This is a genomic window from Pantoea sp. X-Soil-ISGK-421, assembly GCF_059730785.1.
The window spans coordinates 429,746-449,534 of record NZ_AP035980.1 but is presented as its reverse complement, the minus strand read 5'-3'; the positions used below and the strand labels follow the sequence as shown (position 1 = coordinate 449,534).

At 52.8% G+C, this 19,789-nt stretch carries 21 protein-coding genes and 1 pseudogene; 5 read left to right on the top strand and 17 right to left on the bottom strand.

Translation table 11 applies throughout. From position 1 onward, the window contains the following. Nucleotides 1-3: 3 nt before the first annotated feature. Entirely contained in the window at nt 4-210 is a 207-nt protein-coding gene (locus AC6I8K_RS20775; protein WP_155726412.1) for a hypothetical protein, read from the bottom strand. An 82-nt stretch (nt 211-292) separates the two neighbouring features. After that, nucleotides 293-775, bottom strand: a complete 483-nt coding sequence (locus AC6I8K_RS20770; protein ID WP_497827486.1) for a MarR family winged helix-turn-helix transcriptional regulator — start codon at nt 773-775, stop codon at nt 293-295. Nucleotides 776-1,010: 235 nt separating this feature from the next. On the opposite strand from AC6I8K_RS20770, the gene AC6I8K_RS20765 reads away from it, so the two are divergent. Beyond that, complete coding sequence (locus tag AC6I8K_RS20765) at nt 1,011-1,583, top strand: nucleotidyltransferase family protein (protein WP_497827485.1); 573 nt, start codon at nt 1,011-1,013, stop codon at nt 1,581-1,583. A 6-nt stretch (nt 1,584-1,589) separates the two neighbouring features. Here AC6I8K_RS20765 and AC6I8K_RS20760 read toward each other — a convergent pair whose 3' ends face one another. The 5 genes from AC6I8K_RS20760 to AC6I8K_RS20740 all read right to left on the bottom strand — a co-directional run bounded on the left by AC6I8K_RS20760 (nt 1,590) and on the right by AC6I8K_RS20740 (nt 7,552). Further along, nucleotides 1,590-2,501, bottom strand: coding sequence for an XdhC family protein (locus AC6I8K_RS20760; protein ID WP_497827667.1), 912 nt, complete (start codon nt 2,499-2,501; stop codon nt 1,590-1,592). Nucleotides 2,502-2,530: 29 nt separating this feature from the next. After that, nucleotides 2,531-4,729: an aldehyde oxidoreductase molybdenum-binding subunit PaoC gene (gene paoC / locus AC6I8K_RS20755; protein WP_497827484.1), complete on the bottom strand. Its 2,199-nt coding sequence runs from the start codon at nt 4,727-4,729 to the stop codon at nt 2,531-2,533. 3 nt (nt 4,730-4,732) lie between these two features. Then, nucleotides 4,733-5,683 carry an FAD binding domain-containing protein gene (locus tag AC6I8K_RS20750; RefSeq protein ID WP_483818412.1) on the bottom strand — a complete coding sequence of 317 codons (951 nt, stop codon included), beginning with the start codon at nt 5,681-5,683 and terminating at the stop codon, nt 4,733-4,735. After that, nucleotides 5,680-6,348 (bottom strand): aldehyde dehydrogenase iron-sulfur subunit PaoA, encoded by a 669-nt coding sequence (gene paoA, locus AC6I8K_RS20745; protein ID WP_064740305.1) that lies wholly within the window; start codon nt 6,346-6,348, stop codon nt 5,680-5,682. The genes AC6I8K_RS20750 and paoA overlap by 4 nt, the downstream gene beginning before the upstream one ends. A 301-nt stretch (nt 6,349-6,649) precedes the next feature. Beyond that, complete coding sequence (locus tag AC6I8K_RS20740; RefSeq protein ID WP_497827483.1) at nt 6,650-7,552, bottom strand: LysR family transcriptional regulator; 903 nt, start codon at nt 7,550-7,552, stop codon at nt 6,650-6,652. 128 nt (nt 7,553-7,680) lie between these two features. Between AC6I8K_RS20740 and AC6I8K_RS20735 the strand changes: the two genes are divergently transcribed. Then, complete coding sequence (locus AC6I8K_RS20735) at nt 7,681-7,944, top strand: DUF2798 domain-containing protein (RefSeq protein WP_497827482.1); 264 nt, start codon at nt 7,681-7,683, stop codon at nt 7,942-7,944. Between the two features lie 30 nt (nt 7,945-7,974). On the opposite strand, the gene AC6I8K_RS20730 is transcribed toward AC6I8K_RS20735, so the two are convergent. Beyond that, on the bottom strand, nt 7,975-8,877 hold the full coding sequence (locus AC6I8K_RS20730) for a LysR family transcriptional regulator (RefSeq protein ID WP_497827481.1): 903 nt from the start codon (nt 8,875-8,877) through the stop codon (nt 7,975-7,977). Nucleotides 8,878-9,002: 125 nt separating this feature from the next. Between AC6I8K_RS20730 and AC6I8K_RS20725 the strand changes: the two genes are divergently transcribed. The 3 genes from AC6I8K_RS20725 to AC6I8K_RS20715 all read left to right on the top strand — a co-directional run bounded on the left by AC6I8K_RS20725 (nt 9,003) and on the right by AC6I8K_RS20715 (nt 11,612). Next, nucleotides 9,003-10,382: an MFS transporter gene (locus AC6I8K_RS20725; protein ID WP_497827480.1), complete on the top strand. Its 1,380-nt coding sequence runs from the start codon at nt 9,003-9,005 to the stop codon at nt 10,380-10,382. Further along, nucleotides 10,379-10,768, top strand: coding sequence for a DUF4440 domain-containing protein (locus tag AC6I8K_RS20720; protein ID WP_483818416.1), 390 nt, complete (start codon nt 10,379-10,381; stop codon nt 10,766-10,768). Before AC6I8K_RS20725 ends, AC6I8K_RS20720 begins: the two co-directional genes overlap by 4 nt. Nucleotides 10,769-11,168: 400 nt before the next feature. After that, nucleotides 11,169-11,612 carry an NUDIX hydrolase gene (locus AC6I8K_RS20715; protein WP_497827479.1) on the top strand — a complete coding sequence of 148 codons (444 nt, stop codon included), beginning with the start codon at nt 11,169-11,171 and terminating at the stop codon, nt 11,610-11,612. 32 nt (nt 11,613-11,644) lie between these two features. Here AC6I8K_RS20715 and AC6I8K_RS20710 read toward each other — a convergent pair. From AC6I8K_RS20710 to AC6I8K_RS20670, 9 genes and pseudogenes are all read right to left on the bottom strand, one after another. Further along, a pseudogene (locus tag AC6I8K_RS20710) lies at nt 11,645-11,878 on the bottom strand (helix-turn-helix domain-containing protein); the annotation flags it as partial. A gap of 210 nt (nt 11,879-12,088) precedes the next feature. Continuing rightward, nucleotides 12,089-12,532 (bottom strand): VOC family protein, encoded by a 444-nt coding sequence (locus tag AC6I8K_RS20705; RefSeq protein WP_497827478.1) that lies wholly within the window; start codon nt 12,530-12,532, stop codon nt 12,089-12,091. Nucleotides 12,533-12,603: 71 nt separating this feature from the next. Further along, nucleotides 12,604-13,122, bottom strand: coding sequence for a GNAT family N-acetyltransferase (locus tag AC6I8K_RS20700; protein WP_497827477.1), 519 nt, complete (start codon nt 13,120-13,122; stop codon nt 12,604-12,606). Nucleotides 13,123-13,137: 15 nt separating this feature from the next. Next, complete coding sequence (locus AC6I8K_RS20695; protein ID WP_483818508.1) at nt 13,138-13,833, bottom strand: GntR family transcriptional regulator; 696 nt, start codon at nt 13,831-13,833, stop codon at nt 13,138-13,140. 46 nt (nt 13,834-13,879) lie between these two features. Next, on the bottom strand, nt 13,880-15,103 hold the full coding sequence (locus AC6I8K_RS20690) for an amidohydrolase (protein WP_497827476.1): 1,224 nt from the start codon (nt 15,101-15,103) through the stop codon (nt 13,880-13,882). Beyond that, nucleotides 15,096-16,586 (bottom strand): chlorohydrolase family protein, encoded by a 1,491-nt coding sequence (locus tag AC6I8K_RS20685; RefSeq protein WP_497827475.1) that lies wholly within the window; start codon nt 16,584-16,586, stop codon nt 15,096-15,098. The genes AC6I8K_RS20690 and AC6I8K_RS20685 overlap by 8 nt, the downstream gene beginning before the upstream one ends. Beyond that, the gene (locus AC6I8K_RS20680) at nt 16,586-17,776 is read right to left on the bottom strand and encodes an amidohydrolase family protein (RefSeq protein WP_497827474.1); all 1,191 of its coding nucleotides are present in this window, start codon (nt 17,774-17,776) and stop codon (nt 16,586-16,588) included. Before AC6I8K_RS20680 ends, AC6I8K_RS20685 begins: the two co-directional genes overlap by 1 nt. A gap of 20 nt (nt 17,777-17,796) precedes the next feature. Beyond that, nucleotides 17,797-18,801, bottom strand: a complete 1,005-nt coding sequence (locus AC6I8K_RS20675; protein WP_483818423.1) for an ABC transporter ATP-binding protein — start codon at nt 18,799-18,801, stop codon at nt 17,797-17,799. Further along, on the bottom strand, nt 18,798-19,781 hold the full coding sequence (locus AC6I8K_RS20670) for an ABC transporter ATP-binding protein (protein ID WP_064740031.1): 984 nt from the start codon (nt 19,779-19,781) through the stop codon (nt 18,798-18,800). The genes AC6I8K_RS20675 and AC6I8K_RS20670 overlap by 4 nt, the downstream gene beginning before the upstream one ends. Nucleotides 19,782-19,789: the final 8 nt, after the last annotated feature.

The following is a 19,789-nucleotide window of genomic DNA, read 5'->3' as shown; positions in this document are numbered from 1 at the left end:
TTGCTACGACGCTAAACACTTTTCCGCAATGATGTTGATTGCGTTGTCATAATCTGGCTTCTGCTGAACGGATGCAACTTCTTGATGCTGTTTGAGAAGCGCAGTGATGATATCAAGTTGCAAAGGGTGATCGGAGTTAAGCAGGCATGACACCGCACGGCCAATGACAGCATGGATATCATCCATATTTTCCGCTTTATCATCTGACATCACCTTCTCCTCAATTCCTTTGCTAATTAACATTTTTCAGCCTGTTCCTAAACATTAATGGGAATGTCTTACTTACGTGCCGTCAGGGAAGTGCCCTGATGAGTTTTTGGCGTAACTCTGAAACTCTGGCGGTTAAATCAACCAGTTCTTCATACGGCGTATCCATCACTGACACCATGTCGGCGGGGACGCCGGCAGCGGCTATTTTCAGCTGTTGACCCTGCTCAGTAACCGAGATCAGCACTCTACGCTCATCGCCACCCACATCTCTTTTCCGGCAAATGACACCAGACTGCTCCATTCTTTTTAACAGTTGGCTCAGTGTTCCCGAATCCAACTGCACGCGTGCGCCTAACTCTGAAACGGTAATCTTGTCTTTTTCCCACAGCGCCAGCAGGACCAGATACTGCGGGTAGGTCAGTCCCAAAGGCTTCAATCTTGACTGATAAAGTTTGGTCATCGCAAGGGATGCGGAATAAAGCGCGAAGCAGAGAAACTGATCAACCGTGACCGGCGCTTCACTCTCTGGACTTACACAGCAAACTTCATCATTTAACTCTTTCATATCACCACTAATTTTAGAATAGAGCTGCAGTCGTAAGACGCAAAAACGCGACTATATTGACATAAATTAGATTGTAGTCAATTCAATTTAAACGCAGGCATTTTGGTTTATTATCACCATAATTCATTAGCCTGGTACGGATTTGACTGTAAAGCGGTTAGTTACCCGTTTTGCTATGCTGGCGTTCCTGAATAGGACGTCGACGATGCAACGACAATCGCTTGAACTGTGAGGTTTGAAACTGATAAAGCAAACAACACCTGGCATTCTCATCCTCGCGGCGGGCAAAGGCTCGCGTTATATCGCCAGCGGCGGCAGCGGCAATAAATTGCTCGCCAGTATGGGCGACGGTGAGCTGACGGTAATTGAAACGGTCATTGAACAGGCAAAGATAAGCGGCGTGCCGGTGGCGCTGGTGACGCGTCCCGACTATCTGGCTGTGCGCCAGCATGCAGAAACAGCTGGCGTGCAGGTTGTATTATGTGAAAGTGGCGGCAGTGGCGAGTCGATTGCTGCGGGCGTTGCAGCAACCGGAAACTGGCAGGGTTGGATAATTGCTCTTGGTGATATGCCGTGGATCGGCGCGCCAGATTATCAGCAAGTGTTAAGCGCACTGGAGCAGGGCGCCGCGCAGGTGCGGCTAAGTAATAAGGGTAAACCTGGGCATCCAGTCGGGTTTAATCACTCCTTTGCCGAGGCGCTGCGCAATCTCTCCGGAGATGAAGGCGGCCGATCGCTTTTGCATCCTAAACTGCTGTTAACGTTGGAAGCGAACGCTGATGTCGGCCGTGATATCGATGTGGTATGAAGCCGGTTAAACCATATTAAGCCGGGCCGCGGCGACATCCGCAACAATGGAAAGGGCAAGAGTGCGAGCATCACGCGCCTGCGCAAATATGCCAATGGGTGCTTTGATTCGCGCAATGTCCTCATCGCTAAAACCTTGTGCCAGCAGTTTCTCAACCCGCGTGGCATGCGTGCGCCGACTGCCTAACGCACCAATATAGAAGGGCGTTGATCGCATGGCTGCCAGCAGCATTGGCAATTCACGGTCCAGATCGTGAAACAGCAGGATCACCGCCGTGAATTGATCGAGAGGCTGTGCCTCCACATCGTCACCGGATTGCACCGCATAACCGGCGGCCTCTGCAATGGCGCGGGTCGCCAGCGCTTCGACCGATCGTCCATGCACCACCACACGGGTTTTTGGCTGATAGCAGGTGATAAAGGCTTCATCCTCCCAGCCCGTGGTCTGAACGGTAGCCTCGATGGCCAGCCGCTGAAAGTTCGGCAGATAGCGCAACGCAGCGGTTTTACGTTTTGCCAGTAAATCCAGCACGCTGATCAGTTGCTGCGCATCACGAAGCCGATGAAAAGCGAGTGTAATGCCGCCGCCGCAGGGCAGCACAATATCCAGATAGGGCGATCCTTCGCCATAGGTGACAAACCGATCTTTCCCGCAGGCGATGACGTCCAACGCTTCGTAAGCCGCTGCCGCTTCCACGCACCCGCCGGAAACATAGCCGCAATAGCGGCCATCTTCCCGAACCACCATCTGCGCCCCCAATGCGCGGGCGGCACCACCGCGAATCTCCACCAATGTCACCAGCACGCTGGCGAAATTAGCCTGCATCGCTTCCAGTGCGAAGCGCAGAATGGCTTCACTATCGTCAGTTTGCAAAGCTTGCTGCGGCTTGATCTGCTGTTGCAGATCGTCGTCAATCATTAGCTGCTGCACTGCGCTTCTCCTTCGCTTCATACAAGGGCGGGCAGGCCTTTAAGTAACTTATCCAGCGTGACCGGATAGTCGCGCACACGTACGCCAGTGGCGTTGTAAATGGCATTCACGATTGCCGCGCTGACGCCACACAAGCCCAGTTCGCCCACACCTTTTGCCTTCATCGGTGAGGAAATGGGGTCGGTGTCGTCGAGGAAAATTACCTCTTGCTGCGGAATATCAGCGTGAACCGGCACTTCGTAGCCGGCCATATCGTGATTGACGAAATAACCCAGCCGCTCATCGACGAACAGTTCTTCCATCAATGCGCCGCCAAGCCCCATCGTCATGGCACCAATTACCTGACTACGCGCAGTTTTGGGATTGAGAATGCGTCCGGCGGCACAAACTGCCAGCATACGACGCACGCGCACTTCGCCGGTGGCGGTATCTACGCCGACTTCAATAAAGTGACCGGCAAAGGTTGATTGCTGATATTGCTTATCAAGATCACCGAATTCGATGGTGTCTTCTACGGTGATGGTGGCTTCTGCGGCGGCGTGGGCGAGTGGTGCACTTTTGCCTGCGTCATGCACCTGACCGTCGCTAAAAGTCGCGCGTTGCGCATCAAAGCCCAGTTTGCTGGCTACCGCTTCGCGCAATTTCACGCAGGCGGCGTAAACGCCGGAGGTTGAGGTATTTGCACCCCATTGACCGCCGGAACCGGCAGAAATAGGGAAGTCTGAATCGCCTAAGCGGACCACCACACGCTCAATCGGCACACCCATCATCTCCGCTGCCGTTTGAGCGAGGATGGTATAGCTGCCGGTACCAATGTCAGTCATGTCGGTTTCAACGGTGATGATGCCTTTTTCATCCAGATGCACGCGCGCGCCGGAAGGCGTCACCATGTTATTACGAAAGCCTGCCGCGACGCCCATGCCCACCAGCCAGCGTCCATCTTTAACCATCGCCGGTTTGGCGTTGCGACGTGACCAGCCAAACCGCTCGGCGCCGGTATTCAAACACTCGACGAGCTGGCGACGTGAGAAAGGGCGCTCGGGTTTGGCCGGGTCGACCTGCGTATCATTGAGGATGCGGAATGCGATAGGATCGATGCCCACTTTTTCCGCCATTTCATCGATGGCAATTTCCAGCGCCATCAGTCCCGGCGCTTCGCCTGGGGCACGCATCGCGTTCCCTTCGGGAAGGTCAAGCGTTGCCAGTCGCAATCCGGTAAAACGGTTGGCACCCGCGTAAAGCAGTTCCGTCTGCTGCACGGCGGTTTCCGGTGTGCCACCCGGCAGATTACCCGACCAGCTTTCATGCGCGATGGCCTGAATGTGGCCTGCTTTATCCGTACCAATACGGATGTGCTGGATGGTTGCCGGTCGATGCGTCGTGTTATTGACGATCAGCGGTCGTGGCAGCATCACTTTGACCGGACGTTTAATTGCGCGTGCGCCAAGTGCGGCTAACACCGCATCGCTGCGCAGGAAAAGCTTGCCGCCAAAACCACCGCCGATGTAGGGCGAAATGATGCGGATCTTTTCCATCGGCATGTTGAGCGTGGCGGCTAAATCGGTGCGGCACCAGTCAATCATCTGGTTCGACGTCCAAACGGTGAGTTTGTCGCCTTCCCATGTTGCCATCGAGGCGTGCGGTTCCATAGCGGTATGGCTTTGATCGGGCGTAGTGTATTGCGCATCCAGCTTCACTTCTGCAGCAGCAAAAGCAGCGGTGAAATCACCGACGCTCTTATCAGGCTCACTTTCGGGTGCGGACGTCACGGCGGGTTTCTGCTGCGCAAGATCATAAGCACCCTGAGCACGCTGATAATCCACCTTAACTAAACTGGCCGCTGCACGCGCCTGTTCAAAGGTCTCGGCAACCACCAAGGCTACGGCCTGGTGATAGTGTTCGATGGTGTCGCCAGCCAGTAAGCGAGCGGTATTTTTATCCCCTTTACCCAGAGATCCTGCGTTTTTAGCCGTAACCACCGCCAATACGCCCGGCGCATTGTTTGCTGCCTGCACGTCAATGGCGATGATTTTTCCTTTGGCGATGGGCGCACCCACCACATAACCGTAAGCTGCATCAGGCGCTTCGCTATGCCATTCGTAAGCATAATGCGCCAGGCCGGAGGTTTTGAGCGGTCCGTCGATACGATTCAGTGGCTGTCCGACCACCTTGAGCTGATCAATCGGGTTATTACCTGCGGGTTTTTCGAATTTCATGATTTATCCTCTCGCTTCTGCCAGCACGGAAGCGAGCGTTCGCTGCGCCAGAATGATCTTGAACGCGTTTTCCGCGGTCGGTTGCGCCGTGGCAAAAAGACGATCGTTCACCGCCTGCGCGCCGTGAATAACCGCATTATCCGCCTCCTCAAGTCGCCACGGCTGATGTGCCACGCCGCCAAGCGCCACGCGCCCGGATTTATCTGGCTGAATGATGGCAGCGACAGAAACCAGTGCAAACGCGTAGGATGCGCGGTCGCGCACCTTGCGATAAATGTGCGTACCGCCCAGCGGTGCAGGCAGTGATACCGCGACAATCAGTTCGCCAGGATTGAGCACGGTCTCCAGATGCGGCGTGGTTCCGGGGGCACGATAAAAATCAGCAATCGGAATGTTACGTTCACGGCCGTCTGGGCTGACTGTTTCCACCACGGCATCCAGCAAACGCATCGCTACTGCCATATCGCTCGGGTGTGTGGCAATACAGGCCTGGCTTGTGCCGACAACCGCATGCTGACGACTGAAGCCATCCAGCGCTGCGCAGCCGCTACCGGGTAAACGTTTGTTGCACGGTTGATTGGTGTCATAAAAGTAAGGACAACGCGTACGCTGCAGCAAATTCCCTGCGGTTGTCGCCTGATTACGCAACTGCCCTGAAGCACCCGCCACTAACGCGCGCGATAACACGCCATAATCTCGTCTAATGCGCGCATCGGCCGCCAGGTCAGTGTTGCGCACCAACGCGCCGATGCGTAAACCGCCTTCCGCCGTCGCGTCGATTTTATCCAGCTCAAGGCCATTCACATCAATAAGATGCGAAGGCGTTTCGATCTCAAGTTTCATCAGATCGAGCAGATTGGTGCCGCCAGCAATGAATTTGGCATTTGAATGCTGCTGTGCGCTGGCTGCCGCTTCGGCGGGGGATTTAACCCGTTCATAAGTGAAAGCTTTCATGATTCCAGTCCCTCCGCATACTCCTCAATCGCCGCAAGAATGTTGGAATAGGCTCCGCAGCGACAGATATTGCCACTCATGCGTTCGCGAATTTCCTCTGCGGTGACCTGCGGTGATGAGACCAAATCGTGCGTAACGTGGCTGGGAATACCGGCTTTGATCTCTTCCAACACCGCCATTGATGAACATATCTGACCTGGCGTGCAGTAACCGCACTGATAGCCATCATGCTTAATAAAGGCGGCTTGCAAGGGATGCAGCGCGTCAGGATTTCCCAATCCTTCGATGGTGGTGATTTCAGCATCCTGCTGCATCACGGCTAATGTCAGGCACGAATTAATACGGCGTCCGTTAACCATCACCGTGCAGGCACCACATTGGCCGTGGTCACACCCTTTTTTAGTGCCTGTCAGATGCAGGTTTTCACGCAACGCATCCAGCAGCGTGGTGCGGGTATCTACATCGAGTTGATGATGTATGCCGTTGACCTTGAAGCCGACCGGCACCCTGGATGGTGCGGGCGTAGTTGCCGTGGTGCCTGCACCAAATGCCACCGTTGACGACGCGGTTGCTGCCGTGGCAGCACTGACTTTCAGCAGGCTGCGGCGTGAAAGGTTAAAGTGATTTTGTCCATCAATTGCCGATAATCGGTTGATTACTCGCATTCCGCCGGCATTGTGGAGAGGTTTTGTTACGTGTTGGCTGCTCATGCCAAACCTCCAGTAAAAGGGTTAAATGTTGGGATACAACTTATTTTTGTATGGTTTTAGAAGGTTAAGCATAGTCGGCAATTGCAAAAACATTATTCGCCATCACTGAATGGGTTTATGAGCGGGAGTAATAAGGGGATTCCGGTGGTGGAAAAGGCAGCGGGTGGCCCGTCAAAGGGAAGATTTTCCGGGCCTGCTGCTGAAAATAAAGCGTGTTGTGGACGTTTTATGAGAAAGAAATCATCGCGGCACGTTTTTAAATCGACACTTCCAAAAACTCGATAAACGCTCTTACCCTTGAATTAAGTGCAGATCGCTCATTAACACAGGCATAAATATTCATCGGTAAAGACGCGATATCGCAGGTATAACTGTTGTCTGATTGAAACAACGGTATGAGTTGACCACTCTCGATTAACGGCTGAGCTATAAAGCTCGCCAGACGGGCAATGCCACCGCCTTTTTCTGCTATTTTCGCAATAATATCAATATCATCACTGATAAACTCAGGACTGAGTTTAGCGTTAACTGTTTGACCGTTGACCCTAAAAGTCCAGGGGAGGAAACGTCCATCTGTGGGATAGCGGAAAACCAGACAGGCGTGCTGGCTAAGATCTTCGGGCGTTTTGGGGATACCGGCGCGCGCCAGATAATCGGGCGCTGCGCAGATGATAAACGGTAACGAGGCGATTTTGCGGGCGATTAGCTGATCGTTCAGCTGCGCCTCGATACGAATACTGACATCGACGCCTTCCAACCGATGGTCGACATTGCGATCGGTACTGATCAGTTCAATATCAATGTCAGGGTAAGCGTGTTTGAAAGCCGGCATAAGAGAGGCGAGAACGTGCCGACCAAAGGCGGCCGTGGTCGCTATGCAAAGTGGACCCTGAGGTTTGGTTTCAATCGCTGCGGCCTGCGAGGCAAGGTCAATATCCTGGGGGATGTGACGCACTTTTTCAAAATAACGTTTACCGCTTTCCGTAAGCGTCATACTGCGGGTGGTGCGTGATAGCAGCCGCACGCCCAAATGTGTCTCCAGACGCGCAACACTCTGGCTGACCGCCGCCGGACTCATTCCTTTCGACCGCGCTGCTGCTGCAATACTGCCGTTCTCCACCACGCGGATAAACGTGTTAATCAATCCCAATAAGTCCATACATCCCTCAATGCTTAATTCGTTACTTTTACTTAATAATGATTAAAGCAGAAGCGTTCTACCCGCCGCCCGAATCGCCTGATAGGTTAGCGGCTGTTTTGCATAAACTTACTGAACAGGATAATGCGATGAATGCTGAAATTACTAAAAATGTTGTACATTTTCGCCTGCCTAAGCACGTATCACCCTACATCTTCGCTCTCTATATGGCGACCATCATGGCGTTTCTAATGAGTTTGGTGATTACCTTCGCCGAATTTGGCATCGGGCCGCATTATATGACAAATGTGATGAATGCCTATCAGGTCGCCATGCCAGCGGCTTTTATTTGCATACTCGTAGTGCGTCCCATTGTGGTCCGGTTGGTAGGATTGACGGTTCACGGCCACTGAGGCGTTTGACACTGGCCATATCAACTCTCACTAAGCGTTTTCTACTCTGGCGTGCAAAAAGTCGATAAACGCGCGGACTTTCTCCGGTATATGGCGGGTGTTGGGGTAGAGGGCATAAATCCCCTGGCGGGGGAAATGATGATCCGGCAGCAACTGGATTAAGTTCCCCCTAAGCAATTCTTCACTCACAAGCCATGCCGGTAACAGGGCGATCCCAGCCCCGCCAACAGCAAAAGCCAGTAATGAAACTGCGTTATCGGCCATGATCATGGCAGGACGGTGTGCGTTTAGAACCACATTTTTCCCCTCAGGTGTTGAAACTTGCCAACTCAACGGCGTTGAAAGACGGCTATGTGCAATCCATTTCGCCTCAGCAAGTTGTTCCAGAGTGGTGATGGGCCCCTTTCCTAAGTTGCGAAGATAGGCAGGTGAAGCGACGGGGTAAATATCAAAGCGATCGATGAGTCGCGCATGGTGACTGGAATCTGCAAGCTGGCCAAGACGGATTGCCACATCAAAACGCCCGGAAATCAGGTCGTCATTTTTTGAAGATGAAACATGCTGGATGCGCAATTGAGGGTGTCTGAATGAAAATTCTGCCAACGCTGGCACGACAACACGCGCTCCATACTCGGGTGTCGTGGTAATGCGTAGTAAGCCGGTCAGCCCGGAATGATCGCTGCGTACTTCGTCGAGGGCGCGCTCAGCATCCTGCAGAAGTTGCTGGCAACGGTGATAAAACTGTTCTCCGCTATTCGTGACAGACACCCTCCGAGTGCTGCGGGTCAGTAAAGATACGCCGAGTTCTTCTTCAAGTTGTTTGATATTGAAGCTCACTACCGCTTTAGTCAGCCCCAGCGTCTGTGCTGCTCCGGTAAAACTTCCGGCTTCAACTACCGCAACAAACATCTCAAGACGCTGCATATTAATCATCAGTTGCTCCCGTCAGAAAATCCCACTGTCAAAAAATTTTTGACAGTGTAACAACCGTAAGCCCGTTTATCCTGATAATTAACGTTCCTATAATTCGCACATTATGCTGTTTTAAAGAGAAAAAGATGACATACCGTGTGCGCGTTGCCTGTGTCTATTTGTTCGGATTTTTTATCGACCTGGTAAACATGTTTATCGCCAATGTGGCTTATCCAGAGATTGGTCGTCAGTTCGACGCCCCGGTGAGTCAACTGGCGTGGATAAGCAATAGCTATATTCTGGGGCTTACTCTGGTCATACCGCTCAGTAACTGGCTGGCGAAACGTATCGGCACTAAATGCCTGTTTATGGTCTCGTTGTTTATTTTCATTATTGCAAGCTTTGGTGTGGGTTGGTCTTCATCCATGGATCAACTGATTGCCTGGCGAGGGCTACAGGGGATCGGCGGTGGGTTGTTGATTCCTCTGGGTCAGACAATGACCTATGCATTGTATAAAAGTCATGAACGCGCAAGATTATCTTCTGCTGTCATGCTGGTGGCGTTACTGGCGCCAGCACTGTCGCCGGCTATCGGTGGAATACTGGTTGAGAGCATCAGCTGGCGCTGGGTATTTCTGACAAGTGTGCCGCTGGGGGTAATCGCCCTTGTGCTGACCGTATGCTGGCTCAAATCTGACCAACGGGTTAAACAGCGCGAGAGTCTGGACGTTGGGGGCCTAATTGGCGGTTGTACTGGATTGGCCCTACTACTTCTTGGGCTGACGTATCTGGGAGAGTCGCACCGCTATCTTCAGGGCGGGCTGATGCTCTTAATGGGGTTAGTTATCATGGCTGGGTACATATGGAATGCCATGCAGAAATCCAGTCCACTCCTTAACTTGCGGCTAATAAAAGATCCTCTTTTGCAGACCGCAATGCTGATCTACCAGTTCATTCCGGGTGTTTTCACGGGAGTGAGTATGATCGCCATGCTTTACCTGCAAAACCAGCTTGGTATGCATGCTTCAGTGGTGGGAGCCCTAATGTTGCCATGGTCATTGGCATCGTTTGCGGCGATCACATTGACCGGCAAGAGGTTCAATACCTTAGGACCACGCCCGCTTTTTATTACCGGTTGTCTCGTTCAGGCATCGGGCATTGGGCTGCTGGCATTGACAGGCCACAGTGCTGATGTCGTCGTTTGTGTATTTGCCTTCACACTGATGGGATTTGGTGGAAGTTTATGTAGCAGCACGGCCCAAAGTTCAGCGTTCATTCATATAGCAAACGGTGATCTTGCCGATGCCAGCGCACTGTGGAATATCAATCGACAGCTCAGTTTCTGTTTGGGCGTAACCCTCATCAGTCTGTTATTAAATGTTATAGCCGACACCGGGCTGTCAATAGACCAAGCCTATCATCTGTGTTTTGTCATAGCTGCATGCAGCGCTGTTATACCCATCGCGTGTTGTTTCCGGATAGCCAACCAGCAGGTTATTTTCACTTTAAACCAGGAGCAGAAATGAATCGTTATTTTAAGGAAGTAATGGATGCGCATGACTTGATCCGTCATTGGCTGGGAAACGCAGACGCGCCTGATGAGGTCTGTGAGAAACTCCTCGCTCGCTTTAGTCCGGCCTATTCAATGATGACGACAAGCGGTGTATTACTGGACTTCACCCAAATAATCAGTTTCTTTCGCACGCAGCGTGGCGCACGACCGGGCCTTAATATTAAAATCACTGATTTGCAGATTGTTGCTGAGAGTGAAAGTGGGGCAACTGTCATCTATAAAGAACGGCAGCAAATTCACGCGCAGGGCGCCACACTTCGCTTTTCGACAGTTGTATTCGAAACAAATCAGTATGGCACCGTGATCTGGCGACACCTTCATGAGACATCAATGTCTTAGGCATAATCCGTGCTTCAGCGCCGTCCAGCGTTGAAGCGGTTACCGTTAGGGTTTGCAGATGAAATTAACAATACCTGGATTACAGCCACCGAATAAAGAGGCTGGCAGAGATTGCGTACTGGTCCGTGAGCAGCCGGAAGTGCCTGCGAGCGCGTGTTAACACGCTTATCCTGTAATCTGGGGATTTCAACATAACCAGTCCAACAAAAGATCCGCATCTCCGAAAGTGACATTATCAAATAGCACCTTTGTCAAAGCTAAGTAGAGATGACCGGCTACAGGCAAATCTGAGATGTCCGAAATTCTCTAATAGCATGTGATTTAACTTCGGCTCTGTTTTATTTTTATTCTCACAATCAGTTATGCTGACTTACATTGGAAATGAAAAAGGAATTATTCAGTGCGTACCCGTGATTCGGCCCGTTTGCTTATTATCAACTCTCTCAATCAGGTTTTATTATTTAGGTTCAGGCATAACAATGATGCGCTGGCAGGTAGAGTATACTGGGCAACTCCCGGTGGAGGCGTGGAATCAGGAGAGACGTTTGAGCATGCCGCCATCAGAGAACTTAGAGAAGAAACAGGTATTTATGTTGATGATGTGGGCCAATCGTTAACTGAGAGAACTTTTGAAATGACTTTACCCAGCGGAGAGGTAGTTCTGGCACATGAGCGATTTTATTTAATTAAAATTGATAATGAAGATATCAGCAGCAGCGGATGGACTGAAGATGAAAAATCAGTCATTGATAATTATTACTGGTGGGATCTAAATGAACTGCGAAATACTGACGACATTGTTTACCCCTCAAATATTCCCGATATCTGCTCGATGCCGTATTAATCACCAAATATCTCATGACTTGGTGACTGTATTTCGCGTAGCAGCGTCAGTATCTGGCAGCGCAATGCATCATCAATCCGGTGGGTGCCAGGTTTACCGCGGCGCGCGTTCGTCAGCCCGGCAGCGCCGGACTCGCGATAGCGTTTCATCAACCGCTGAACCTGACGTTCAGTGAGCTGCAACTGTGAAGCAGCATCACAACGACGCAGGCGTTTTTCGATAACAGCCTGAATCACGGGAAGACGGTGAAGTTCTTTGTTCGACATGGTCACCAGCATCAGCAGAGATCTCCCAGAAAAGATGGCAAAAGCGCCGTATCTGGGTGACATTATGAACTAGCTAAAAAGTGACATTATCAAATAGCACCTACAATCTTAGTGCGCATAATCATGATTATGTTAAATGAAGTATCTAAATGCGCATTCCCCGCTCATCAATCCTTCCATCTTACGTCACCCTTTCGAGTGACGTGCTGCTCACTCACTGATTGAAAGACCTCGAGTAATGATCTCCAGACCAATTTGTTGACCGTAGGACAGCTCAAGTGTGTTGCCATCAGGATCGGCAAAAAAAGCCCAATATCCCACTGGCGCTGATGATTGTTGCGCTGGTCGGCGCAATACGCCTTCACGTTCTGCTAAAGCAACTTTGGCATCAATCTCTTCTTTGCTGTGACAAGCTACGCCAATGTGGCCAAACGGACCTAAAGGTGTATCAATTGTCGTTTCAGATTGCACAAGCACCAAGGCAAATGGACGCGTCAAATCTGAAAGCCAGGCCACTTTTTGTGCTTCTGCTATGCCGGGCTCGCGCTCGTGGATTACCTGCATTCCAGCGTAACGCTGATAGAAATCGATGCTTCGTTCTATATCTCTGACCTGCAACGCCAGGTGACTAAAACCTCTATCGTGTTCTTTCATATTTCATTCCTGTGAAATAACCAGAATAGAAATATGTCATAGATTCTTAATGGGACTTGTTCCCGGGTGCTTTAACGTTCTGACTCCGCAATATGCAACTCATACACCACGCATGGCACGTCGTAATGCTGTTCAATCGCTTTGTAAGTCATTCCCAGTCGCTGCATCACCCTCTGCGATGCGGCATTTTCAGGATCGGCAACCGCAACCAGATATTTTGCGCCGATATGTTCGACCGCAAACTGAATAATGGCCTGTGCTGCTTCAGTCGCGTAGCCTTTGCCGTGATGATTAGCATTCAAACGCCAGCCAATTTCCAAAGGTGCGCCATCCTGGTTGGCCAGGTGCTGAAGACAACCCGCCCCCACGATGTCGCCAGACGCTTTTTCCCGCATCGCCCACCAGGAAAATCCATACTGCTGCCAGCGCAATGTCACGCGTTCAATAGTCGCCAGGGTTTCTTCCGGGGTTTTAACCACGCCATTACTGATATAACGCATAATCTCTGGATCGTTTTCCATCGCCCGCAGGCCATCGAAATGGGCGAGTTCGAAGGGTTCTAGCTGCAAGCGAGATGTTTCTAATTTCATCGTTCCTCCAGAGTATTAATGCGTTTTGTGCAGCGCCTGTACCAGCGTCATGGCATACGGTGATGCTTCAGAAATGTCCAGCTGCTGCTCTAGCTCAATAAGATGATCGCGCATCAGTTGCTGGGCTTTCGCGGGGTTTCCGGCGCTCAATGCATCAATAATGTGCTGATGCTCGTCGCACTGGCAAACCGGCATCTCATTGCGCTGATACAACATCACAATCAACGAACTCAGCACCATTAAATTATTGAGAATGTCTTCCAGCACTTTGTTACCGGCGATTTTTCCCAGCAGCAGATGAAACGCGCCAAGCTGATACACTACGCGTTGCCGTTCCTGACTGTGAATGGCGTCATGTTCCTCTTTTTGCTGCAGCTGTAATGGCAGGGCGAACGCCGCTATTTTTTCCGGCGTGATACAGGCAATGATCGCTGACTCAATCGCATGACGAGCCGTGAAGATTTCACGCGCCGTAGTGGCTGAAGGCTGAGCAACAATAGCGCCGACATTCGGTTCAATAGTGACGATATGCTGCAGCGCCATGCGCTGAAGCGCCGCCTGCACATGGTTGCGATTCGCCTTGAGCGCATCCACGATCTGTGCCTCAATCAAGCGCGTGCCGGGCCGCAGTTTATGCTGGGCGATTGCCATGGTGAGCGAATCATAAATGCGAGCGATCTCTTTTTGTCTGGGGGTTTGCTTCGCGCCCATACTCAATCCTGTATCGGTCATAATAGTCCCCCGAAATATACATCATTTAAGCGCGGTAAACTTGCTGGCCATGGAAGTAACTGGCTGAAATTGCTGGCTGGCGCGCCACCGCCTCGGCGGAACAACTGGCGTTAAGCAGGACAAAATTGGCCGTGTCGCCAGCCAGTGGCCAGATGCGTGTGCCCTTTTCATCCAGCGGTAAAATGTCACCGGTTGCGATCGCCAGCGCCCGATTCAGCGCAAACTCTGTGCCTCGGCCATACAACTGCGCCCATAAGTTGGCCTTTTCCAGCATGCTGCCGGTGCCAAAGGGTGACCAGTGATCAATGACGCTGTCAGTGCCGGTCATCAATTTGACACCGCATTTTTGCAGCAGCGGAAGCGGCATTACATCTTTGCCCAGCGGCAGACCGGACGCCAGGCTAATGCCCAGCGCGGCCATACGTTCACCCAGCGCTTGTACCGCAGAATCACTGATTTGCGCCAGACAGTATGCATGGCTGAGCGTCACTCGCCCTTGCAGTTCCGGTGCCTGTTCCAGCGCATCAAGCAGAAAGTGAATACAGGGAATGCCGGTGCTGGCGGCTTCATGCAGATGGATATCCACGCCGGTGTTACTGTCATGCGCTAAGGCCAGCATCGCATCCAGTGAACGGTGCATATCACCATCAACCCTGGAAGGATCGAGTCCGCCGGTCCACTGACAGCCAACAGCCAACGCCTCACGCATGAGTGACGCGACGCCAGACCGCAGCAAGCCGTGCTGGGGAAACGCCACAATTTCACAGTCCATCTTTCCTGCAAACGTTTCTAAAGCCTGCATCAAATGTTCCAGGCTGCGCAGGCCACTCACAGGATCGATATTGCAATGGCTGCGAATCCGCGTCGTGCCGTTACTGAGCAGAAGATCGATCAACTTTTGTGCCTGCTCAACCGAGTCAGGGAGCAGCGTGGGTAAAAGCTGCTGCTCCAGCGCAATCATTTGGAAAATGTCCTGCTCGTTATTCGGTTTAGCCGCCCGCCATGGTCGACCGTAGAAGGTTTTATCAAGATGGATATGCATATCACGCAGGGTTGGCAGCATCAGCATGGCGGAAGCATCGGTTTGCGGCAGTGAGCTTTGTACCTCGCTCTGCCCGATTACCGCCATAATCCTGCCGTCTTTGATTTCTATATTAAACAGAGCAGATTGGGTGCCCTGAATATGACCGTTATGTTCGATAAACCCGGTTTCGAGCCTGACGTTGGTGAGAATGAAGTGATCAATCATGGTTTGCCCCTCTGTTGACCCGGGGAAAGGAGGAAGTGACGATCTGCTCAACCGGCGGATGCCCAACGGTCCGTTGCGGATAGGTTGAGATAATATGCGAAAACACCTGTTGTGACGCGGCGTGTAGCGCTGCTGCACTCTGTCCGCTGTTGACCAGTTCGCGATCCCACACCACTTTGCGCCCTGCTACAATCACGCCAGTGACATCGCGGCCATTACCGTTCAGAACCAACGTAGTGATGGGATCAAATACCTGTCCCAGCGCAGGTTGATCAAGATTGATCATCATCATATCGGCCTGGCAACCCGCCGCTAAACGGCCAAGATCATCACGTCCCAATGCTTTCGCACCGCCCAACGTCGCCATGCGATAATAATCGGCAGCGCTGGCCGCAGAGATATCGCCGGTGACAACGCGCGTTAGCACCACACCCATTTGCATATTGGTAAACATGTCGGCGGGAAAGGTATCCGTTCCAAGCGCTACGTTGATGCCAGCGGCTTTAATTAACGGGTAATGTTCGAGATATTTGCCATGACGGCCAGAGACCAGCGGACAGGCCACCAGCGAAGCGCCAGATTGTGCCAACCGCGTAATATCCTCGGCCACACGTGTTGCGTCGGCGTGCAATCCACCCAGAAACTGCCCGTGTGGCAACAGCATGTGGCGGTTGAGCAAGCCGTTGTCGGCCAGCAGTTGCAGCGAAGTGCGTCCCTGATAGCGCATGGCTATCTCACGTACTTCCAGCTCGCTTTGGCAACAATGCAAACGTGTGGGACACGCCAGTGACGTGACAATGTCACCTAGTTCTTTAAGCCATACGGCATCACCACCTTCAATACGATCGGGCGCCAGCATACCGCTCAGCGTTGAAACGCCACGTTGCTGTATGCGCTGATAGAAACTGACCGCATCTTCCAGCCCCTTTTTCGCGCGAGCGCGGTTGCCAATCCACGCAAACTGTCCCTGCACATCGCTGGCGTAGTAGCCAGCCATGAAAGCCGGTCCCAGCCACGCGCGCGCGCCTAAAGATTCAGCCACATCCGCTGCGTACAGATATTCGTCGAAATCCTCGGCCCATTCGCGGTACAAAATCGAAGTGATGGGTGCAAAACTGGTGATGCCGTTAAGCAGCAGATGGCTGTAAGCATAATGCTTGGCAAAGTTAAGCTGTTCGCGGCTGTAGAGATCGCGGCGTTGCCAGTCAGCGGCAACAATGCGCCCTTTTTTCCAGCCTGGCTGGTTATCGAAGGCCAGCACGGTGGTATCGAGATCGCCCAGGGCATCGAGGTCAATGAATCCCGGCCCCACCAGACAATTTCCGACATTCATTTCCTCATCCACCGGGCCGGAATAATCAAAACCAACAAACAGAATACGCTCGCCCTGCCACACCACTTCGCCTTCTGGCAGCAGGCAGTGATCGCCATCGCGATAGCCCACAACCCAAGCGGCACGCAGTCGGGTTACTTTTTCACTCATCAGAACAGGCACTCCCCGTCTGCAGCAATCAGTTTGCCACCCTTGATCACCTTACGTTCACGCGGTAACTCCACCAGCGCTTCCACCATGCTGCGGCCTGGAATCAACACCAGATCGGCGCGATTGCCCGGTTGTAACCCATAGTTTTCAAGCGCCATGACGCGGGCACCACCAAAGGTAATCGTCTGAGCCGCACGCATAATTTCCTGATCCTGACGCCAGCGATAACGCAGTCCCATGGTGACCGCGCGTTGCAGCATATCGCCGATGCCGTAAGGGCTCCAGGTATCGCGCACGCCGTCGTTACCGGCGCAAAACGCTACACCCGCCTCGGTGAGCAATTCATAAGGGGGAACCGCGATATCTGCCGGCGCGGTCGTCGCGACCGACATGCCCAGCTCTGCCATCTCTTCGGCAAATTGCTGTTGTCGAGCAGGTTCGATCATGCCGAGACAGAAGCCGTGGCTGAGCGTGACGCGGTTATGCATCTGATAGCGCCGGGTAAAACTCAGCAACAGTTCAAGACTAAATGCGCCCAGTTCACCGCGTTCATGCAGATGAATATCCACCTTTTTGCCATGACGAACCGCCAGGTCAAAGATGATCTGTAGATGGCGTACCGGATCTTTATCGTACGAACAGGGATCTAAGCCGCCCACCAGCTCCGCGCCCATCTCCAGCGCACGATCCAACAGCGCTTCGGTGCCGGGATTTTGTAAAATGCCGCTTTGCGGAAACGCGACAATCTCAATATCAACCTGATGAGCCAGACGACGCCGGGTTTCCAGCACCCCTTCCAGATTTGCCAGACCGATCTCGTTATCAATATCGACATGAGTGCGAATAAATGAGGTTCCTGCTGCGATGGCACGACGCGTAATGCGCTCTGACTGGCGTTGCGGATCGGGCTGCTGCTCACGACGGTAATCGCGCTCATTGGCAATAATTGCCGCCAGATTTCGTGGGACGTCATTGCGATACCAGTCGCGCCCCAGCAAGGTTTTATCAAGATGGGCGTGGCCATCGACAAGACCCGGAAAGGCCTGCAAGCCGCTGGCATCGATAATTTTTGCGCCTGCCGCTTGAGGCAAATTCTGACCACGCGCGGCGATTACGCCATCGTTAAGCAACAGGTCGACAGGCTGACTTTCATCAAACGGCATGACATTCTGAATTAATACGCTTTCCATCTAGGTTCTCCTTAAGAGTTTCAGGCCGCAGCAACGGCCGCCGGGAAATGGCATTCAAGCTGATGTTCTTCTGACAAGGCATGAACCGGCGGCATGGTTTGCTGGCACAGCGGCTGTGCGAAGCGGCAGCGGGCGGCAAAGGCACAGCCTGGCGGTGGAGACATGGGATTGGGCGCTTCACCCACGATCGGCTCACGTTCAGTTGATGGATTATCAAACTGTGGAATCGCCGCGATCAGCAAACGCGTATAAGGATGCGCAGGACGAGAAAAAATCTCTTCCACCGTACCTTGCTCAACAATACGACCGAGGTACATCACGCCAACCCGATCAGAAATGTGGGAAATCACCGCCATGTTATGGCTGATGAAAAAGTAGGTCAGACCATGCTCTTGCTGTAAACGACGCATCAGATTTAACACCTGCGCCTGTACCGAGACGTCCAGTGCCGAGGTCGGCTCATCACAAATCAGAAAGCCTGGCTGCGTTGCCAGCGCACGCGCAATCGAGATGCGCTGGCGCTGACCACCCGAAAATTCATGCGGAAACTTATCCAGATCGTGAGCAGCAAGCCCAACCTGCTCCAGCAGCTGCCCGCAGTAGTTTCTTGCCTGGCGCGTGCTGCCTACTTTTTTACTCAGGACCAGCGGTTCGGCCAATGATCGGCCAATACGCCAACGCGGATTGAGGCTGGCATAGGGATCCTGAAAGATCATCTGGGTGCCATTTTGCACTCGCCCTACGTTGCCATCCTCAGCTTGCCAGGCAAACTTTATACTGCCTGCTGAGGGCACATACAGCCCCGCCAGCGCCCGCGCAATGGTGGATTTGCCACAACCGGACTCGCCGACGATGCTAAAGGTTTCGCCCTGACGTATGGAGATATTGATGCCGCGTACCGCATGCAGTTCACGTTTTGCCCCCCGACGAAACAACGCGCTACGCTTCTCTCGTCCGAGCTGAAAACGGATGTGCAGATCGCGCACGCTTAAAACTTCAGGTGGCAGCACTTTTTCACTCTTCATGGCGTCTCTCCATAGGGATGAAAGCAGGCGATCTGTGACAGATGTTTGAACTGCATGTCCGGTTGCTGACGTTGGCAATGCTCAGTGACGTTCGGACAGCGAGGATGAAACGCGCAGCCGTCCGGCAGCGTATTAAGCCGCGGCATAGTCCCGTCGATCTGCGCCAGGAAGGCATGACGTTCACGCATTGAAGGAATCGAGTTAATCAGGCCGCGCGTGTAGGGATGTTTTGGTGAGCGGATAACCTCAGCAACCGGTCCCATCTCAACAATGCGGCCAGCGTAGAGCACCGCCACCCGCGAACACACTTCCGCAACCACGCCCATGTCATGGGTGATCAGCATTACCGCTGTGCCATGCTGCTGACAGAGACGCTTGAGCACGCGAAGCACCTGCGCCTGGACCGACACGTCCAGTGCGGTGGTTGGCTCATCGGCGATCACCAACTGAGGATCAACGCAGAGCGCCAGCGCAATCACCACACGTTGGCGCATCCCACCTGAAAGCTGATGCGGGTATTGATGCATACGCTGCGCCGGGCTGCTCATGCCCACTTCTGTCAGCAAGTTGATGGCGCGTTCACTGGCCTCAGCCGCTGTGAGCGGCAAATGGGTGCGAATGGTTTCTGTCAGTTGCTGCCCAATGGTGAGAACCGGGTTAAGGCTGGTGAGCGGATCCTGAAAAATGCAGCTGATGGCTTTGCCGCGTAGCTGGCGGCGCGCATTGTCATTCAGGTTATCAATACGCTGCCCCTGAAACCAAATCTCGCCCTGCTTGATGCGGCCCGGTTCCTGCAACAGTCCACTGATCGCCGCGCCAGTCAACGATTTCCCGGCGCCTGATTCGCCGACCATGCCTAGCACTTCTCCCGGCTGCATGGTGAGCGACAAATGGTGAATCGCCTGTAAATTGCCTTTGCGATGGAGAAACTCAATGCTCAAATCTCTGACGTCCAGTAACGTCTCGCTGGCTGTCTGCATCGTTTAGC

Bases quoted from the DNA above. Each gene is read 5' to 3' on its own strand.
- AC6I8K_RS20705 (WP_497827478.1), bottom strand. From the start codon at position 12,532: ATGAAAGAACACGATAGAGGTTTTAGTCACCTGGCGTTGCAGGTCAGA.
- AC6I8K_RS20730 (WP_497827481.1), bottom strand. From the start codon at position 8,877: ATGATTAATATGCAGCGTCTTGAGATGTTTGTTGCGGTAGTTGAAGCC.
- AC6I8K_RS20670 (WP_064740031.1), bottom strand. From the start codon at position 19,781: ATGCAGACAGCCAGCGAGACGTTACTGGACGTCAGAGATTTGAGCATT.
- AC6I8K_RS20680 (WP_497827474.1), bottom strand. From the start codon at position 17,776: ATGGAAAGCGTATTAATTCAGAATGTCATGCCGTTTGATGAAAGTCAG.
- paoA (WP_064740305.1), bottom strand. From the start codon at position 6,348: ATGCGAGTAATCAACCGATTATCGGCAATTGATGGACAAAATCACTTT.
- AC6I8K_RS20770 (WP_497827486.1), bottom strand. From the start codon at position 775: ATGAAAGAGTTAAATGATGAAGTTTGCTGTGTAAGTCCAGAGAGTGAA.
- AC6I8K_RS20695 (WP_483818508.1), bottom strand. From the start codon at position 13,833: ATGGGCGCGAAGCAAACCCCCAGACAAAAAGAGATCGCTCGCATTTAT.
- AC6I8K_RS20690 (WP_497827476.1), bottom strand. From the start codon at position 15,103: ATGATTGATCACTTCATTCTCACCAACGTCAGGCTCGAAACCGGGTTT.
- AC6I8K_RS20775 (WP_155726412.1), bottom strand. From the start codon at position 210: ATGTCAGATGATAAAGCGGAAAATATGGATGATATCCATGCTGTCATT.
- AC6I8K_RS20700 (WP_497827477.1), bottom strand. From the start codon at position 13,122: ATGAAATTAGAAACATCTCGCTTGCAGCTAGAACCCTTCGAACTCGCC.
- paoC (WP_497827484.1), bottom strand. From the start codon at position 4,729: ATGAAATTCGAAAAACCCGCAGGTAATAACCCGATTGATCAGCTCAAG.
- AC6I8K_RS20760 (WP_497827667.1), bottom strand. From the start codon at position 2,501: ATGATTGACGACGATCTGCAACAGCAGATCAAGCCGCAGCAAGCTTTG.
- AC6I8K_RS20720 (WP_483818416.1), top strand. From the start codon at position 10,379: ATGAATCGTTATTTTAAGGAAGTAATGGATGCGCATGACTTGATCCGT.
- AC6I8K_RS20740 (WP_497827483.1), bottom strand. From the start codon at position 7,552: ATGGACTTATTGGGATTGATTAACACGTTTATCCGCGTGGTGGAGAAC.
- AC6I8K_RS20735 (WP_497827482.1), top strand. From the start codon at position 7,681: ATGAATGCTGAAATTACTAAAAATGTTGTACATTTTCGCCTGCCTAAG.
- AC6I8K_RS20685 (WP_497827475.1), bottom strand. From the start codon at position 16,586: ATGAGTGAAAAAGTAACCCGACTGCGTGCCGCTTGGGTTGTGGGCTAT.
- AC6I8K_RS20675 (WP_483818423.1), bottom strand. From the start codon at position 18,801: ATGAAGAGTGAAAAAGTGCTGCCACCTGAAGTTTTAAGCGTGCGCGAT.
- AC6I8K_RS20750 (WP_483818412.1), bottom strand. From the start codon at position 5,683: ATGAAAGCTTTCACTTATGAACGGGTTAAATCCCCCGCCGAAGCGGCA.
- AC6I8K_RS20725 (WP_497827480.1), top strand. From the start codon at position 9,003: ATGACATACCGTGTGCGCGTTGCCTGTGTCTATTTGTTCGGATTTTTT.